This is a genomic window from Rhodoferax potami, from assembly GCF_032193765.1.
In the GTDB taxonomy this organism is placed as follows: domain Bacteria; phylum Pseudomonadota; class Gammaproteobacteria; order Burkholderiales; family Burkholderiaceae_C; genus Allorhodoferax; species Allorhodoferax potami.
The window spans coordinates 288,767-306,242 of the sequence record NZ_JAVBIJ010000001.1; the positions used below are offsets into that span (position 1 = coordinate 288,767).

At 56.8% G+C, this 17,476-nt stretch carries 15 protein-coding genes and 1 tRNA gene; all 16 read right to left on the reverse strand.

Features of this window, described 5'->3' with window-relative positions; all coding sequences use genetic code 11:
* Positions 1–481: 481 nt before the first annotated feature.
* The gene (locus tag RAE21_RS01415) at positions 482–967 is read right to left on the reverse strand and encodes a hypothetical protein (RefSeq protein WP_313879809.1); all 486 of its coding nucleotides are present in this window, start codon (positions 965–967) and stop codon (positions 482–484) included.
* Positions 968–1,002: 35 nt separating this feature from the next.
* The gene (istB, locus tag RAE21_RS01420) at positions 1,003–1,830 is read right to left on the reverse strand and encodes an IS21-like element helper ATPase IstB (RefSeq protein WP_313879687.1); all 828 of its coding nucleotides are present in this window, start codon (positions 1,828–1,830) and stop codon (positions 1,003–1,005) included.
* Positions 1,827–2,900 carry an IS21 family transposase gene (gene istA / locus RAE21_RS01425; RefSeq protein ID WP_428984048.1) on the reverse strand — a complete coding sequence of 358 codons (1,074 nt, stop codon included), beginning with the start codon at positions 2,898–2,900 and terminating at the stop codon, positions 1,827–1,829. The genes istB and istA overlap by 4 nt, the downstream gene beginning before the upstream one ends.
* A gap of 80 nt (positions 2,901–2,980) precedes the next feature.
* Positions 2,981–3,685: an HNH endonuclease gene (locus tag RAE21_RS01430; RefSeq protein WP_313879810.1), complete on the reverse strand. Its 705-nt coding sequence runs from the start codon at positions 3,683–3,685 to the stop codon at positions 2,981–2,983.
* Positions 3,685–5,466, reverse strand: coding sequence for a restriction system-associated AAA family ATPase (locus RAE21_RS01435; RefSeq protein WP_313879811.1), 1,782 nt, complete (start codon positions 5,464–5,466; stop codon positions 3,685–3,687). Before RAE21_RS01435 ends, RAE21_RS01430 begins: the two co-directional genes overlap by 1 nt.
* A 2-nt stretch (positions 5,467–5,468) precedes the next feature.
* Positions 5,469–7,001 carry a restriction endonuclease subunit S gene (locus RAE21_RS01440; protein WP_313879812.1) on the reverse strand — a complete coding sequence of 511 codons (1,533 nt, stop codon included), beginning with the start codon at positions 6,999–7,001 and terminating at the stop codon, positions 5,469–5,471.
* Positions 6,998–8,707, reverse strand: coding sequence for a type I restriction-modification system subunit M (locus RAE21_RS01445; RefSeq protein ID WP_313879813.1), 1,710 nt, complete (start codon positions 8,705–8,707; stop codon positions 6,998–7,000). The genes RAE21_RS01440 and RAE21_RS01445 overlap by 4 nt, the downstream gene beginning before the upstream one ends.
* Positions 8,708–8,722: 15 nt before the next feature.
* On the reverse strand, positions 8,723–11,521 hold the full coding sequence (locus RAE21_RS01450) for a type I restriction endonuclease subunit R (protein WP_313879814.1): 2,799 nt from the start codon (positions 11,519–11,521) through the stop codon (positions 8,723–8,725).
* Positions 11,522–11,663: 142 nt separating this feature from the next.
* Positions 11,664–12,173, reverse strand: coding sequence for a hypothetical protein (locus RAE21_RS01455; protein ID WP_313879815.1), 510 nt, complete (start codon positions 12,171–12,173; stop codon positions 11,664–11,666).
* 3 nt (positions 12,174–12,176) lie between these two features.
* Positions 12,177–12,665, reverse strand: coding sequence for a hypothetical protein (locus RAE21_RS01460; protein WP_313879816.1), 489 nt, complete (start codon positions 12,663–12,665; stop codon positions 12,177–12,179).
* Positions 12,666–13,086: 421 nt separating this feature from the next.
* A tRNA-Ser gene (locus tag RAE21_RS01465) sits at positions 13,087–13,176 on the reverse strand.
* Between the two features lie 13 nt (positions 13,177–13,189).
* A complete protein-coding gene (ureG, locus tag RAE21_RS01470) occupies positions 13,190–13,849 on the reverse strand; it encodes an urease accessory protein UreG (RefSeq protein WP_313879818.1) in 660 nt (219 codons plus the stop codon).
* Positions 13,850–13,896: 47 nt separating this feature from the next.
* The gene (locus RAE21_RS01475; RefSeq protein WP_313879819.1) at positions 13,897–14,574 is read right to left on the reverse strand and encodes an urease accessory protein UreF; all 678 of its coding nucleotides are present in this window, start codon (positions 14,572–14,574) and stop codon (positions 13,897–13,899) included.
* A 12-nt stretch (positions 14,575–14,586) separates the two neighbouring features.
* On the reverse strand, positions 14,587–15,237 hold the full coding sequence (gene ureE / locus RAE21_RS01480) for an urease accessory protein UreE (RefSeq protein ID WP_313879820.1): 651 nt from the start codon (positions 15,235–15,237) through the stop codon (positions 14,587–14,589).
* Between the two features lie 56 nt (positions 15,238–15,293).
* On the reverse strand, positions 15,294–15,752 hold the full coding sequence (locus tag RAE21_RS01485; protein ID WP_313879821.1) for a GNAT family N-acetyltransferase: 459 nt from the start codon (positions 15,750–15,752) through the stop codon (positions 15,294–15,296).
* 5 nt (positions 15,753–15,757) lie between these two features.
* The gene (ureC, locus tag RAE21_RS01490) at positions 15,758–17,476 is read right to left on the reverse strand and encodes an urease subunit alpha (protein WP_313879822.1); all 1,719 of its coding nucleotides are present in this window, start codon (positions 17,474–17,476) and stop codon (positions 15,758–15,760) included.

Genomic DNA, 17,476 nt, shown 5'->3' on the forward strand with positions numbered 1-17,476 from the left:
ACGCCAGAAACGAAAAAGGGCTATGACGTATGCCATAGCCCTTTTGTTTAATTGGATTGACTTTGACCGCGACTCACGCAGCACGGCCTACCGCTGCCATTGTGGTTAGCGGTGCCGCACGGTCAATGTAGCTATTTGCAACGATGACTGTCCAGCGCGGTAAAACTTTGCAGTAGGCGCATGTCGAGATGCTTCTGTATGGCTGTGAAGCATCAATAGAGAGGAGTGCTGCAACCGGTTGAGGCATCTGAACAATCTGCTCTTATGCCCTCAGTGCTCCTCTTGCAAGTCCTTGATTAGCTCCTGATTGGTTAGACCATCGAACTCAGTTCGTTTTAGTCTTAATTTTTCCAACATAAAGCTATTGGTTAGCTCAAATGAGTTCAGCAGCGTGTATGTTTGGGATCGTATCCTGGAGACAATTAATTTAGGCGAAATAACAATCAGGAATACTCTTCTCCGAACGCATAGTTTTATGTAACTATGGAAAGGCCCCAACACTTCGGCAGGCATCAAGGAAAGCCTTTTTGAGAAAGTTGCATTCCGCGTAGGGACGATTTTGAGCTTGGCGTGCCAATGCTGAGAGGAAGTCATTGGGGTTCCGGCCGCACTCTTTCCACTCATCAATCACTTGCATCACCCAGTATTTCCCATCGTTTTTTCCGCAGAATTTGGCCTTGTAACGCTCTTCTATACCGTAAACGTCTTTCCAAGTGTCGATCTCTTCACTCAGAGCTGCAGGGCCGAATTGCATCGTGATATCGGCAGGTACCATTTTGTCGATGTCCGCGTTCTGCAAAGTGACCTGTATCTGAATGCTTTGACCAGCTGGGGCATACGGATTGAAAGCCTTACGCCGTGTCAAACGCAGTTTCGATTTGATACAGCTGTCGAACGCAAACGCGGCGTGGATTTGATACACCGTTGTGTGGGGCGATTGTCTGTTTTGTCTTTGCTTGTCTTTCAAGCAGTCAGTGGCTCGCCACTGACTGCTTGGCGCCCTTAGGCTGCCTGTTCCTCCTGTGTATCAAGGTGACTGCGTTTTCGTTTGAGTAGGGTATTGCTGCTGGCGGCAATCACACCGGCACGCCGCTTATCTTTCAGGCGATAGGAGTCTCCTGAAATCGGGACCACATGGGCGTGGTGGAGCAGTCGGTCAAGTAGCGCCGCTGTCAGCGTGGCATCGTCTGCAAACGTCTGGTCCCATTGCCCAAACGGCAGATTGGAGGTCAGGATGAGACTTCCCACTTCATAGCGTTTGGCAATGACTTGGAACAGAAGATTCGCCTGTTCCCGATTCATGGGAAGGTACCCGACCTCGTCAATGATCAACAGCCGGTAGGGACGCACGATGCGTTTGATAGCCTCTTCCAGGGTGTTCTGCCGTAGTGCCGTGCTCAGTGTCATCAGCAGATCTGCCGCCGTGATGAAACGCGTCTTGATTCCAGCCTGGGTTGCCCTGTAGCCCAAGGCGATGGCCAAGTGGGTTTTGCCCACCCCACTGGCGCCCAGCAAGACCACGTTCTCGCTGCGCTCCACGAAGGCCAGACTGCCAAGCTCCTGTACCAGGGGTTTGGGCACGCCGCTGGCAAACTGGAAGTCAAACTCATCAAGCGTCTTGATGGCGGGGAAGCCCGCTATGCGCGTGAGCATGGCGCGTGTTCTCTCCACTCTGGCTAGAGCCTCGCCACGCAAGGCTTGCTCCAGGAACTCCAGGTACCCCAGCTCTTTCTTGGCCGCCATTTGCCCCAAGTGGGCAAGCTGATCGGGTAAGTTGAGCAGGCGCAGCTGATCACACAGTTCACGCAGTCTTTCCATTTGCAGGCTCATGGTCGTCCTCCTGCTGAGGCTTGGTTGTGCACCAGCGTGTCATACATCGCCAGAGGATGCTGCAGGCCTCGCCATGCCGCGGCTGGAATTGGCCGGACTGCTGCGCCGCTACCGGTGACTTTTTGCAATTGACGCACTGTTCGCCCACTGTAGGCGCTGGGGATGGCCAGCAGATGTGTGCGCTCCTGTTGCAAAGCCAGTGCCGGCACACACCCAGTGGTTCCGTGGATCCGCACATTGGCAACGTCACGCAGCCAGGTGCGCATTTCCCGATTGGCTGTGTCCGCGTCCACCACCAAGCATTGCTGCTTCATACTCGCCACCAATGGCACCCAGAAGCTGCGCCGGATGTAGCCATTCATGCGTTCGACTTTGCCCTTGGTCTTGGCCCGATAGGGCTTGCACACCCGCGGCACAAAGCCATGGTGGTGCGCAAAGTCAGCAAAGGCACCCTGGAACTGGTGCAGGTTCTTGCCGTAGGCGTCACGCTTGAGGATGACGGTCTTCATGTTGTCGTACAGCACTTCACGGGTGACTCCACCAAAGCTCTCGAACGCCCTGACATGGCACGCCAGTAGTGTCTCCAGCTTCATGTCTGTGACAAACTCCGCGAAGGTCGCCCGGCTGTGGCCAAGCGTTGCCACAAACGCCGCCAACATGCCGTCTTTATGCCCAGACTTGCGGAACTCGATCCAGTCCATCTGCATTTGCTCACCGGGCTGGGTCTCGAACCGCACAACCGGATCCGGGCGCGCCTGTGGACGCAACTCCTTGAGGTACTCCTGCAGGATGCGCACGGAGCCCGTATACCCCTGTGCGGCAATCTCACGCTGCAGCACCGTTGCGGGAATCCAATCAGGCTTGGCCGCCTGAATACGTCCAGCCAAGTAGTCCTTGAATGGATCGAGCTTGCTTTTACGTTCCGGCAGTTTCTTCATGGCCGGCGGACCGCCCTCCAAATACTTACGCACCGTGTTGACTGCCATTCCAGTTTGCGCCGATATCTCGCGCAAGCTCAGCCTGTGCTTCCTTAAAACCTTGAGTTCCATGTACTCCTCGTTCGTAATCATTGCCAGTCCCATCCATGGTTCGGATGGCTTGGCACGTTAGTCGAGGTGTATCAATTCCTCACCGCGTTTGCGTGTCATTTTCATACTGCGCGTGACAGCCGCCCGGCAGGATTGTGAGCAGGGTCCTTGCTGAGCTTATAGGTGCTGTTGCATTCATGGCAGGCCGGCGCGAGATTCCAAAAGTTGATGGAGTTAAACGGATAGAGCGCCTTGGGAAGGTAATGATCGTAGGCCTCACGTTTACTGTGATGTTCGCCCTTGATATCGCCGATGCCGCAAAACGGGCATTTCCCAGCCTTGTTGGTAGCCACAAAGGTTTGATAGTGATCCTCGATGTCACCAATTTTCGCGCGCAGTGCTGCGAGGTCCAGCAGAGACTGCGAGTACAAGCCCTTGAAGAAAGTGCTGAGCTGGGCAGCAAGGTCTTTGTGATTAACGGCGATGTCGGCGTACCGGGCGAGGTGTGTTTCCGGATGATTGGCGCACACTTTTTCCAAATCATTATTTCCGTGATACCACTGCCCAAACTGATTGATCTGCACGGCGGTTAGCGCCGAAAACAGGCCGTAGATTCGCTCCACATGGCCGTAAAAGAAATCAGCACCTTGCGCATCGGAATAATAGAAGGCCTCCATTACTTCGCGCAACTCCACGTTGGCGTCAAACAGGTTCAGACCAAAAGGGCCACTTGTCGGGGCCTTACACCACACCTCATGAAAGATGAAGTCGATGAACGTCTGCATCTTTTCCATCTGGTGCGGCACATAGGTGTACGGAAACAGCATCAGCTCTGCGCCTCCCCATTGCTTGGCTGATCGCCGTCAAGGATGGCCTTGATCAGCAGCACCTTTTCTACCGAGTCGCCGAGTTGCTGGTGAATCTCCGTGATCAGAGCTTCCTTGTCTTGGCCGCCCTGCTCGAAGCGGGCCCGCAACGCCTCCAGCAAGGCCTGCGCATGGCCGCCGATGGTTTCGCGCTTCCCGAAGGTGCTCATGGTGATCTTGTTGATCGACGCGCCCAGCGTGTTGTATTCCGGGTGGCTGATGCTGACCTTGCCGCTGGCCTTGTCTTTGGCAAACACCAGCACCTTGTCTGGTTTGCTGTCGGAGATCAGGAATGGCGTATGAGTGGTAATTAGCATTTCCTGCCCGCATTCCCTATTGGCCGGCAGGCACTGGCGCAAACGGCTGATGAAGTTGGCGCGCCAATCGGGATTGAAGTGGGTTTCGGGCTCATCGAGCAGGAACAGACTGTTGGTGTCCCTAAACAGCAGGCATAGCCCGAGGCTGTGCAGCAATTGATGCTCGCCATCCGACAGCTCTTTGAGCATCATCGGTCGCGCCACGCCCTGCTTCGTGAAGCGCATGAACTTGAAACGCATGATGCGCTGGTCGGATGCCAGCGTCGGCACCGTTTCGCCGACGTAATAGCTGGTGGATGTGTAGAGATCCGACTTCAACGAATCGCTGACCGAATACAAGTTAAGCGTAAGCAGGACTTGCAGTGCCTGGAACAGGGACAACGCGGAATCATCGAAATTGTCGCGGAAGGCATCTTTCGTCCGTTCATTGACCCAATAGTCCAGGATCAACGTATCGGTGGCCTCGTCATGAAAATGCAGGGTAGCGCAACGCTTGAGCTTTTCGATGATGGACGTGCGCTCGTCGCCTTCCAGCCCATGCAGCAACTTGAGGCGGTAGTCGCCAGTCTCAGGATCAAGACCTATGGCAGCGTTGTCTGCAAAGTAGCCATCCTGCGTATAACCGGGCTGGACATAATCACCCGCAGTAAAAGCCTCGGCTTGTTGCCGTGTCAGCGGGATACTCCGCCGCAAAATGATGCGAAATTCCTTGAGCGCCTCAATGCCGACATCCTCGCGGAAGGGCTGGAGCGTGGTCTCGTCCTGAAACAGCAGGTTGCACAGCAGGATGGCCTGGCTGAATCCACTATCGAGGTAGGCCAATCGCGCATCTGGGCGGCCAGGATAAGGTAGCTGTTTGGCCAGTGCTGTCCAGTATTCGTCGAACTGGACGAAACGCAGCTTAAAGAAGGGCAAGCTGAGGATCTCGTTCTCGCCCGACGAATAGCCCAGCACGTACTGAGGCAGCAGGATATCGGCGTGACCGCCATTGAAAACCTTGTAAAGGTCGGTGTCGAAGTCGCTCTGGTTCTCCCACTGGAAGCGCACCGATTCACTGGGGTTTTTCCACACGCCCACTTTCGCCCACGCTGGACTGTCGGGGCCACGGTACTCAACGGGTATGCGGATCAGGTAATCCAGCTCAAACGCTACCGGCGAAAAATCTTGATCGGTGTTCTGCAAAACTTCTGGCAGAAAACTGCGGCGCACCCGCTGGATTTCCAGCTGAAAGAAGATCGCTGCAAGTGCTTCGAGCAGATTAGACTTGCCGCTGCCATTGGGGCCAGCGCAGACGTATGGCGCAAAGCCGTCGGGCTGGGCCTGTTCATCCTGCAGGCTCCATTCCGTGCGGAAGTGATGCTCAAAACCACAGGGCAGGCTGCGAAAGCCTGCCGGGTCCGTGATCTTGAGGCGCAGCAGTTTCATGCCTATGCCGCCTTGAGTTCGATACGGTTGCCCGCGTCGTCAAACGCTTGTTTTAGTGTGCCAGCTGCCAGTGCCTCGAACACCCACGCTTTAATGTGTTCGTAGTCATTCGAGCCCAATTCGAAGTCGCCGTCTTTGTGCAGTTTCACCAGTTGCGTTTGTGCCTCTTCCATGAAATCTTGTACCGAAAATGGCGTGCTGCCTAGTTGATTGCGATAAGCATCCAGCCACTGCGCCAGCAGATTCTTGCGCGCCTCAGTGCTCTCAAGCGCAGCCAGCATATTCGCGCTGTTAGGTAAGTGGATAGCCTGGCCTTGCTCGACGGGGGACTGCAACGGATCAGTTGCCACGACTTTTTCTTCCTCAGGTTGTATGCCCGGCAAGGGCACGCGCGACAAATTTAGCTCGCCCTTGAAAGCCTGCTTGCTCAACGCGCCGTAGAGGGCTTCGAGATCGGCGAGGCTTTGCTGGTAGCGGGATTTGACACCCTCAACCTTGGTGGCAATCTCCCCAAATAGGTCTTGAAGCTCGACAGGCGGATATGGGAGCTCAAGCGAATCCAGAACCCCAGTATTCATGTGCGTGAAGGCACCGTCTGCCCCTGTTTTCAAGCGCCCGACTCGCCCTTTGCAATACAGCATCAGTGAAACGAAGTGTAGGGGCCGTAGCTCATTGCCTAGGCGAAGGCGAATCAGATTGGTGCTGATGATTGCAGACTGTCCGTTCATGCGAGCGACACACATCTTTCCGACGGTACCGGCCCGCGAAATAATGATGTCGCCATCCTTCACCGAGTACGCTGCAAGCTCGTCGTATTTGTCAGCGGTTATCCACATGCGAAACTGAAGCGACATTCGTCCATTTGAGTCGATGTTGTCCATATTCCAGACTGGTACGCCCGCGTCAACCAGTTCCTCCTTCTTCAATGCACTTCCAAATGGGCCGCACTTAGTGCCCTCTTTCGGATTGACATAGAACTCCGAAAGCTTTTTTACAGGGAAGCCATGAGGATTCAGAATCGGGTCGCCGAACATCTCCAGAAACACGCTCTTGAGCAGGTCGTCGAGTCTTTGCAGATGTTGTTTGCGCTGGGCGATCAGCCCGTCGATTTTTACGAGCAGATGGGCAATGCGTCGCTGGTCATCAATATCTTCCGGATACGGTATCTGAATATCTGAAAGATATGCCTTGGAAATGTGCTTTAGGCCAGCCCCTTTAAACCCATTTTCGAGGACCTGCATGTTGCCCTTGAAATACTGGAAGACATACGCGGCATCGATTTGCAAATCCGGCTTGGGCTTGATTGTGATGCAGTCGGTAGAGGTCGAAAAACGACGAGTCGTGAAATGCAAACTAGCTTTCCCGCCCGTTCCAAACACCAAGCAGCCGGGGTCATGCTGATACTCATTCAGATACTTTGTTTGGTTCTCGCTAGACGTGTAGAAGGGATACATGCCCTTCGCAAAACCTTCACCGGCTTGGACCTTTGACTTTGGGAGGTAGTCAAAAAGATCCTTGAGTTTGGCTTGCTTCATCCCACCATTCCTTTCAACTCCAGCAACTCCCGCACGATGCCGCTCTGCACTTTGCCCAATTCCGCTTCATCCACATCGCCCACCTCGGCCTGAATCAACTGATCCAGAATCACACCCGGCGCGTCGTAGTGCACTTCCTCGAAGACATCCTGCTTGTAGCGAGAAAGCGAGAGGTCGTAGCTGTTCTTCTCGTCGGCAATCTCGCTGCGCGGCACCATGAAGCATTTGGCGGTGCGGTCAATGTCGGTGGCAGCATCGCGGGCGCGATAGCAGGCGATGATGTCTTGCAGGTCGCCGTAGCCTTCCTGCTTGCTGCGCTTGTCGTCCAGCGAATAACCATCTGCATCCATCTCGTAAAACCAGACATGCCCGGTGGCGGGTTTGCTCACCTTGTCTTTCGGCCCCCAGACCTTGGTGAACAGCAGAATGGCGGTGCTGACTCCGGCATAGGGTTTGAACACGCCGCTGGGCAGGGTGATCACTGCCTTCAGGTCGCAACGATCCACTAGTCTCTGGCGCAACTCCTTGAAGGCCTTGCCGGTGCCAAACAGTACGCCTTGCGGCACGATGACGCAAGCAGTGCCGCCAGTCTTGAGTAGGCGGTAGATGTTCTCGACAAACAGCAGTTCGGTCTTGGTGGTATCCAGTTGCAGGTTTTCGTTGATGTCGCCCTTGTCGATGCTGCCGGTAAAGGGCGGGTTGGCCATCACGATGTCGTACTCAGCTTCCTCGGTGTAGCTCTTGCTGAGGGTGTCCTTGTAGTCGATGTGCGGCTCGTCGATGCCGTGCATCATCAGATTCATCAGGCCCAGCCGCACCATGGTCTGGTCGATGTCGTAACCCCAAAGCGACTTGGCCAGAGTGTCTTGGGCATTTTTGGTGAGCGCAGCGGCGACCGAGGTGCGCACGAAGCCATCTTCATCGGGTGTGAGGTCTTTGCTGCTTGCCTTGATAGCCAGTTGCGTGACGATGTACTGAGAAGCGCCAAGTAGGAAGCCGCCGGAGCCACAAGCTGGGTCGGCGATCTTGTGGCCCAGTTGTGGCTGCACCAGATCGGCCATCAGCTTGATTATGTGGCGCGGGGTGCGAAACTGGCCATTCTTGCCGGCGGTGGCGATTTCGGACAGCAAGAATTCATAGACATCGCCCTGGATGTCCTGGAAGGCCTGGCCTTTCTCCTTCGATTCCTTCTCCATCACCTCGAAGATGTCGTCGATGGTCTTCACCGCTTCCACCAGCAGGGCGGGCTTGGGGATGATGAAGACCGCGTTCTTCATGTGGTGGGTGAAGTTGGATTCGGCGCCGTTCAGGTCCTTGAGAAACGGGAACACCTTGCCCTGCACGTGCTGCAGCATCTCTTCGGCCTGCATTCGCTTGAATTCGCTCCAGCGCAGACTTTGTCTCGAAACGCCATACTTGCGCTCATCCTGCGAGCGAATGTTGATCAACTCGAAATCCGTCTCTCGCCCAGTGAGTTTCGTTTTGTATTCTGGTGGAACCCAGCTGCCCTCAAACTTCGAGGTGTATTTCTCTCCTGTCCACTCGGCATCGGCTTGGCGCTTTTGGTCCAGCTCATCTAGCCGTTTCATGAAGAGCAAGTAGGTGATCTGCTCGATGGCGGTAAGCGGGTTGCTGATGCCACCGCTCCAGAACTTGTTCCAGAGCTGGTCTATCTTGCTTTTGAGTTCGGGGTTGTTTTGTAGCATCGTGTACCTTGATATTTAGGCAGCCAAACGTTCGGTCAGTTGCAGGATTTCGTTGATTTCAAGAGGACTGAACACGCCACGGATGCCTTGCGGATGGATGACCGTGAAGGGGGCGTTGATCAGGTCTTTCTTCTCCACCTTATCGCGCTCGATGATGACGCCCTTCAGCAGGTTGAGGAATTCCAACTGCCGTGTGCTGAGCGTATTGTGGGCGCGGATGAACTGGTCGAAGGCGGCGCTGACCTCATCCGGAAAACTCTTGAGCACTTCAATGCCCAAGATGTGGCGGATCAACTGGATGAAGCGCGCCTTGCGGTTCTTGTAGACCTGACGCAACAGGTCTTCGGTGATGTGCGGGTGTTCTTCGTGCAGCAGCTCAGCCAGTTGGTTCGCTTCATCGACATTGACCTCTTCACCATTCTTGATTTTCTGAAGCACTAGGTTATGCGCGGTGAGTTCGGCAATAACCGCCTCGACCATTTCGCGGTAACGGGTGATGCTGACCGCCTCGTGCTGCGGGCCAAACTCGACCCATTCCTTCTTGTGCAGCTCATCGGCCAGATCGAGGTGGGTTTGTTCCTGACCGGTGGATTGCTCGCGGAATTTCATCAGCAGGCCGAGTTTGGCGACCAGTTCGTCGAAGGCGTCTTCGTCGGCCTTTACCCAGTAGTGGCTTGTTTGCGCGGCGCGGATCAGGGCTTCTTCCTGCTTTACGAAGCTGACGGAGAGCGGCAGTTCGCTGATCTGTTCGACGATGCCCTCCTTGATGGTTTCGGCTTGTTCCTTATCATCATTCAGAACGGCCAGCGAGTATTCGAGAAGGTCACGTTCAAAACGCATAGCCTTGAAGTCAGCCTCGGACACGGTACGGAACAGCGGCTTGATTTCAGCGCGCAGAAACTCCAACCGTTCGTGACTGAGGCTGATCCAGAAGTTGTCGTCGTCCAGACGCGCTAGCGCAGCGGCGGCTTCCTTGATCACCACCGACTCTTTGGGCAATGCTGCCACCTGCAGGCGGAGCTTGGCGATTTCCCGCGCAGCGATGTCGGCATGGCCACTGTCCTTGGCTTTCTCGATCTTGTCGAGGCGCAGGCCGACCAGCCGCACCGGCAGCGGCAGCTGGGCTTTCAGTTCCTTGCCTTTGGGGTTGAGCTTGAAGTATTCGAAGTTGTCCCAGCAGTCGAGAATCAGGAACACATCTTTTTCAAGGCACCAGGGCTTGGGCTTGCTAGTTTCCAGCAGGCGTGTACCGCGTCCGACCATCTGCCAAAACTTGGTATAGGAATAGACCGGCTTGGCGAAGACGAGGTTGACGATTTCGCGTACGTCGATGCCGGTATCGAGCATGTCCACGCTAATGGCGATGCGCGGCATGTCGTTGTTGGTGAATTGATCGAGCAGGCCGCCTTTACCGTAGACGCGTGGATCGTCTGAAACCAGCACTTTGGCGAGTTCGCCGTGGTACTGCGGATAGAGCTTATCGAAGATTTCTTCCATGCGCCGAGCGTGCGCCTTTGTGGCACAGAAGAAGATGGTTTTGCCCGGCAGCACGCCATTGGCATCCTTGATGGCTTCTTCCATGAATTCGCGGACGATCAGGGTGTTGGTGCCCTTGTTGATCACCTGCTTTTCAAGCTGGGTACCCTCGAAGTTGATGTCTTCAATCTCCTTGCCCTGCAAGATCAGCCTCTTCTGGTCCTCCAAGGAGATGGTGCGCTTACTGATGCCTTCCATCTGAAACTTCGTCTGAATCTTCATGACCTGGAAGTTACAGAGGTAGGGTGGCACGTTGTTCACAGCTTCTTCATAGGTGTAGGCAAACGTGGGAATGCCGTCTTCGCAATGGAAAAGCTGAAAGGTGTTGTGATCAATGATGTCGGTTGGCGTGGCCGTCAGGCCCAGCGTGATAGCCTTGAAGTAGTCGAGGACTTCGCCGAAAGTGTTGTAGATGGAGCGATGGCTTTCATCGACGACGATGAAATCGAAGAAGTGCGGCGACAGGCGCTGCGCCTCGTCCCGGATGATGTTGAGCATCGTGGGATAGGTGGCGACATATACGCGGCGATCCGTGGCAATCAGCTTTTCACCCACATTGGGCCAGCGCGGCTCGTTAGGCATGTGCTCCTTGAAGGCTGCCAGTGCTTGCTCGCGCAACGCAATCCGATCAACTAGAAAAAGCACCTTCTCTGCGTGACCAGCGCGCATCAGCGCATCAACCATGGCAATGCAGGTGCGGGTTTTGCCGGTGCCAGTGGCCATCACCAGCAGGAAATCACGCTGTTTTTTCTCGATCCCTTCGAGCACCGAACGAATCGCGCGGATCTGGTAATCACGCCCGGCAATCGAGGTGTTGATGAATTCCTGTGTCAACGGCTTGCGATTGCGGCGGATGTAGGCAAAGCGTTCCAGATCGTCGCGTGTAGGAAAGCCGACCACCTTGCGTGGTGGGGCGTTCTCCAAATCCCAGAAATACAGATCATGGCCGTTGGTGTAAAAGCAGAACGGCAGCTCACCACCCAGCTGCTTTTGGATGTTGTAGCAATACTGCTTTGCCTGCTCACGGCCAATGGCGGCATCGCGGCTGGTCTTCTTGGCCTCGATCACTGCCAGGGGTTTGCGGTCTTTACCCAGTAAGACGTAGTCGCTGAATTGATGGCCCTCATAAGGCGTGCGGGGTTCTGCTACGCCTATAGGGAGTTCAACAAGGATGTCGAACTCCTCAACTACCTGCATTGGGTCTTTTACGTCCCAGCCAGACTGCGCCAACTGCTGGTCAATAAGTATTGATCGGGTATCTGCCTCTGACTTTGTCATTTTTTTGCCTCCCGTGCACAACACAGCTCTACGTCGAACATACACTGCGGCACTGGGATTCTCTCACGCAGATTTGCACATTTAGGTTGACCAACGGGCTGGACTTGAGCGCGGAGGCTCTCATGCAGGAACTGCCCGCACGTTAGGCAAAGCTGTAGGCATCGCCAACTTCGTCTGGAACGAGCTGAAGACGGTTGTGTGCATCGATCTGCGTCAGTCGGAAACTCCTGCCCTTCGAGAAGCGCAATTCCAAATGCCAGGGGGCAAGCTGACTTCCTCGAACCAACTGCGGCGACTCCAACAGCACATCCCCTCGCATGGGAAGTTCCTGGTCGAAGTGATGTGACCAGTGTGCGCCTGCCGTAATGGGGAGCCAATCCTCCAGGTCGCAGGCTTCGCATACGCTTGCCCGGAAGCGTAGCGCCGCTTGCGCACCTCCGAAGCAACCGAAGACGCTGCCATGGGGATGCAGCAAGTAGCGGGTGGGGCAATAGCACAGTAAAGCATGGCGCTCGCACTCCAGGGCAACGGCACCGAAGTGCGCGTGCCCCGGCTGCTTCCGAATCTGCAGGTTATTCGATGCGGGGTCGCAGATACGCAGCGCCTTAACCGTCTGGCCTTGCAGCATGGGGAACAGGTAAGGCCCGCGCATGAATTACTTCCCGGCCTGCCTTTGCATCTGTGTCACGCCAAGATACCAACTGGGAACAAGCCCAGTTAGGTCAGTGATAGCTGCAGGTTTACCTGTCGCAGAGTCCACGCAATACGGTTGGATAGTTTTCCCGTCTTCTGACCGCATACGGTGAAAGACCACGCAACGACCCACCTCCCAGTCAGCGTCGTAGTCCACCATTGCGATTGCCACGTCGGGCAATTCCTTGAAGTCTTTGGCCTCCTTCCAAACCGTGGCAACGAGACCATGCGCGGCCAAAATTTTGGCAATCAGATCGCCGTCAATATAGGGGTAGTACGGCCCTATTTTTGGTACGCCGAGCGTTTCCGCTTGTTTGCGGATGTCGTCCAGTGTCTTGCCGTTGCCGACAAGAGAGGCGATTACGCAGTACACATCTGCATGTCGGTCTTCGCCTGCTGCGACGCGCTTGAAGTGGGGTTGAAAATTTGAGGGAGCAAGTGCTGTAGCCATGAGTTGATTCCTTGAAGGGTTGAAATCAACGCGCAGGGCAAAGCCAGCCCGAGTTGCCGGTGGGCTCAGAGATAACGAATCAGGGAATGTGGGCTTTGTGGCAGTGGGCTGGTGTCTGCACTACGCGCTGGTCAGCGGCAAGCCCGCACCGAGTGATGCTGTTGCCGCGACATATTCAGTGTAAGCGCCTACTAACAAGCGTCGCCAACTCAATAACTTTGCCAGACTGCACGTCTTGCCGAACGCCTCCATGCAGATGGCACTAGGAGGTAACCAGTCCAAAAAGAAAAAACGCCACAGGGCGTGAAGCGCTGTGGCGTTTGATAGTAGCTTTGATATTTGTATGTTGATTCGTAGGCTGCTAAAATGCAGTTAATCCCTTAAAAATCAACAACTTATCAAGTTTTTTCTAGCTTTGTTCTGGCGGAAGCTGTGAGATTCGAACTCACGGAGGGGATAAACCCTCGCCGGTTTTCAAGACCGGTGCCTTAAACCGCTCGGCCAAGCTTCCAGAGCTGCATATTCTAGCCGGCCTTGAGCATGCCTTTGGTTTCGATGAACGCAATCACCTCTTTCAGGCCGGTCAGGTCTTTGAGGTTGGTCATCGCAAAGGGCTTCATGCCCTTGGGGGTGTTGCGCATGCGCTCGGTGTCGGCGCGCATCACGTCCAGGTTGGCGCCTACGTGGGGGGCGAGGTCGGTTTTGTTGATGACGAACAGGTCGCTCTTGGTGATGCCGGGGCCGCCTTTGCGGGGGATTTTTTCGCCAGCAGCCACGTCGATCACGTAGATGGTCAGGTCACTCAGTTCGGGGCTGAAGGTGGCGGCCAGGTTGTCGCCACCGCTTTCCACAAACACGATGTCGGCATCGGGAAAGTCCACCAGCATGCGGTCAATGGCTTCCAAGTTGATGGAGCAGTCTTCGCGGATGGCGGTGTGCGGGCAGCCGCCGGTTTCCACGCCCATGATGCGCTCGGCACTCAATGCGCCGCTCACTGTCAGCAGGCGCTGGTCTTCCTTGGTGTAAATATCATTGGTGATGGCGACCAGGTCGTACTGGTCGCGCATGGCCTTGCACAGCATTTCCAGCAGGGTGGTTTTGCCGGAGCCAACAGGGCCGCCTATGCCCACGCGCAGGGGCGGCAGGGTCTTGGTGCGGTTGGCAATGTGATGAAGTGCGGACATAGTATTTACTATCAAAAAGTGAGCTGCTTGCGCAATATCAACGGGCGCTAGGAGCGGAAAAGCCTTGAATACTGCACCTCATGCTGGCTGCTCAGAATGGCCAGCATGGGACTGAAGGCTTGGCGTGTGTCGTCGCTCACGCTCAGGGCGTAATCAACGGCGGAAGGAATCTCGGCGGTCAGCGCGGACAGGATGCGCTGCCCGGCACTTTGGCCCAGCGGCACGGCCTTGATGGCGGCCTGCATCATGTTCTCGGCCCAGCCGAAGGCAAAGGCCAACAGGCATTCGCGCACAGGCGCTTGCGTGGCGCTTGCGGCCAGCGCGAACGCGATGGGGTAGGTGGGCTCCTGCGCTGCAAGCAGGGCGATTTGTGCGGGCGTGGCTGTGGTGTGGTTCTTCAACCATTCCAGCAAGCTCTTGCCCATTTGCTCGGTTTGCGCGCGCAGCTCTGCGCTCTCGCGGGTTTGCAGCACCCAGGCATTGAGCTCGGCAATGCGGGGCTGGTCGTCTGCGCGCCAGGCGGCAATGGCCTGGGCCACCGCAGGCAGCTCCGAGCGGGCCAGCGTCATGTGCAGTTGGTCGACCAGCCAGACGGATGCTTCACTTTCTGTAGCGGCTCGCGCAGTATCCACGGCCGCTTCCAGGCATTCAGAGTATGAAAATCCGCCAATCGGCAAGGCAGGGGAGGCCAGCCACATGAGCTGCATCAGGCTGCTGTCGAGCATGGTGTATTGGGTTTACTGGTCGTCGTGGTGACCATGGTTGCAGTCCGGGCCATGCACATGCGGTTTAACTTGCACTGCCACCGGGATGCCGCGCAAGGTAGCCGCCGGCTTGGGCGCGTGGTCATGGTTGTGGCCGGCGTGGGAATGCCCATGGTCATGGCCATGGTCGTGGTGATCGTGTCCGTGGTGATGGCCGCCGTGGTGTCCACCGGTGGCGTAAGCGCCGTTCTCGGGCTCAAACGCTTCGTCTACCGCGTTCACGATCAGGTGCATGGCGCGCAGCATGTCGGCCAACACGTGGTCAGGCTCAATCTTCAGGTGGTCGGGCTGCAGCTCGATCGGCACATGGCGGTTGCCCAGGTGGTAGGCGGCGCGGATCAGGTCGAAGGGCGTGCCGTGATTGCGGCAGTGGGTGATCTTCAGCACCGCTTGCGGCGCGGCTTTGGCGACGATAAGCGAGCCGTCTTCAGCCACCAGTACATCGCCACCGCGCACCACGGTGCCACGGGGCAGAAACACGCCGATCTGGCGGCCTGTGGAGTCAGTGGCTTCAAAGCGGCTTTTCTGGCGCACGTCCCAATCCAGCTCGACGGTGGCGGCGCGCTTGACGAGGACCGGTGCCAGGCCTTGGCCTTGGGGGATGCATTTGGAGACTTGGAGCATAAATATTCAGGTGAACAAGGGTTGCAGGCATTGTGGCCCAGCTGCAGAGGGCCCGCTCACGCCAGTTGCTTGGTCATGAAAAAGCTGTAGGGGTCCAGCACGTAGTCGGCAAAGGGGCCGCATTCGACAAAACCCTCGCGGGCATAGAGCTCTCTGGCCGCTGCAAACGGGGCGTGTGAGCCGGTCTCCAGGCTGATGTGGTGCATGCCGCAAGCTCGTGCATGGGCTTCAATGTGCTGCAGCATCGCTCGCGCAACGCCCTTACGCAGGTGGGCGTCCGCGGTGCGCATGGACTTCAGTTCGCCGAGCGTGGGTGTCAAGGTCTTGAGGGCACCGCAGCCCATCAAATCCTCACCATTCCATGCAGCCCAGAAGCGGATGGAGGGGTGCCGCAGGGCGTCCAAATTCAGTGCGTGCACGCTGCCGGGAGGCGAGTGCGACTGGCTGGAGCGCAGGTGGGCCTCCAGCAATGCTTGCACCTGAGGGTGCTCTAGGCCGCCCGCGATGATCTGCATGGCGCTCAAAACAAAAAGTAGCGCTGTGCCATGGGCAGCTTGAGCGCCGGCTCACACGTCAGCAGTTGGCCGTCGGCGCGCACGCTGTAGGTTTGCGCGTCGATCTCCATGGTGGGCAGGTAGCTGTTGTGGATCATGTGCTGCTTGCGTATGCCGCGGATGTTTTTCACCGCTGCCACGTTTTTGGCCAGGCCAAAGCGTTCCTTGATGCCAGCATTCAAACCCGATTGCGACACAAAGGTCAGCGAACCGCGGTGCAGCGCGCCACCGAAGCTGCCGAACATCGGCCGGTAGTGCACCGGCTGCGGGGTGGGGATGGACGCGTTCGGGTCGCCCATGGCGGCGTGGGCGATGAATCCACCCTTCAAGATCAGCGCGGGTTTGACGCCGAAGAAGGCGGGCTTGTAGATCACCAGGTCGGCCCACTTGCCGACTTCGATGCTGCCCACTTCGTGGCTGATGCCGTGCGAAATGGCAGGGTTGATGGTGTACTTGGCCACATACCGTTTGACGCGGAAGTTGTCGTTGCGGCTGCTGTCTTCTGGCAAGCTGCCGCGTTGTGACTTCATCTTGTCGGCGGTCTGCCATGTGCGGATGATGACTTCGCCCACGCGGCCCATGGCCTGGCTGTCGCTGCTCATCATGGAGATCGCGCCCATGTCGTGAAGGATGTCTTCCGCCGCAATGGTTTCCTTGCGAATGCGGCTCTCAGCAAAGGCCAGGTCTTCGGCAATGCCCGCGTCCAAGTGGTGGCAGACCATCAGCATGTCTACATGCTCGTCCAGCGTGTTCTGGGTGTAGGGCATGGTGGGGTTGGTGGAGCTGGGCAGAAAGTTCGCCTGGCCCACGACCTTCAGGATGTCAGGGGCGTGGCCGCCGCCCGCACCCTCGGTGTGGAAGGCGCACAGGCCACGGCCTTTGGTGGCTTCAATCGTGTTCTCCACAAAGCCGGATTCGTTGAGCGTGTCTGAGTGCAGGGCTACCTGAATCTCGGTTTCGTCAGCCACATCCAGACAGTTGCTGATGGCTGCGGGCGTGCTGCCCCAGTCTTCATGCAGCTTGAGGCCGATCACACCGGCGTTGATTTGCTCATGCAGTGCGCCGGGCAGGCTGGCATTGCCCTTGCCAAAAAAGCCGAGGTTCATGGGGAAGGCATCGGCCGCTTGCAGCATGCGCTCTATGTTCCATGGGCCGGGGGTGCAGGTGGTGGCAAAGGTGCCGGTGGCTGGACCCGTGCCGCCACCCATCATGGTGGTCACGCCGCTGGAGAGTGCTTCTTCAATCTGCTGCGGGCAGATGAAGTGAATATGGCAGTCAATGCCACCTGCGGTGACGATGTTGCCCTCGCAGCTGATGATCTCAGTCCCTGGTCCGATGATGATGTCCACACCCGGCTGCGTGTCAGGGTTGCCGGCTTTGCCGATCGCTGCAATGCGCCCGCCCTTGAGGCCGATATCGGCTTTGACGATGCCCCAGTGGTCGAGGATGAGGGCGTTGGTCAGCACGCAGTCCACCGCACCTTCCGCCCTGGTGCGCTGACTTTGCGCCATGCCGTCGCGGATGGTTTTGCCGCCGCCGAACTTGACCTCTTCACCGTAAGCGCCTGCGGCCAAGGTGTAGTCTTTTTCGACCTCAATGATCAGGCCGGTATCCGCCAGGCGCACGCGGTCGCCAGTGGTGGGGCCAAAGATTTCCGCGTAGGCGCGGCGTCCGATGGTTGCCAT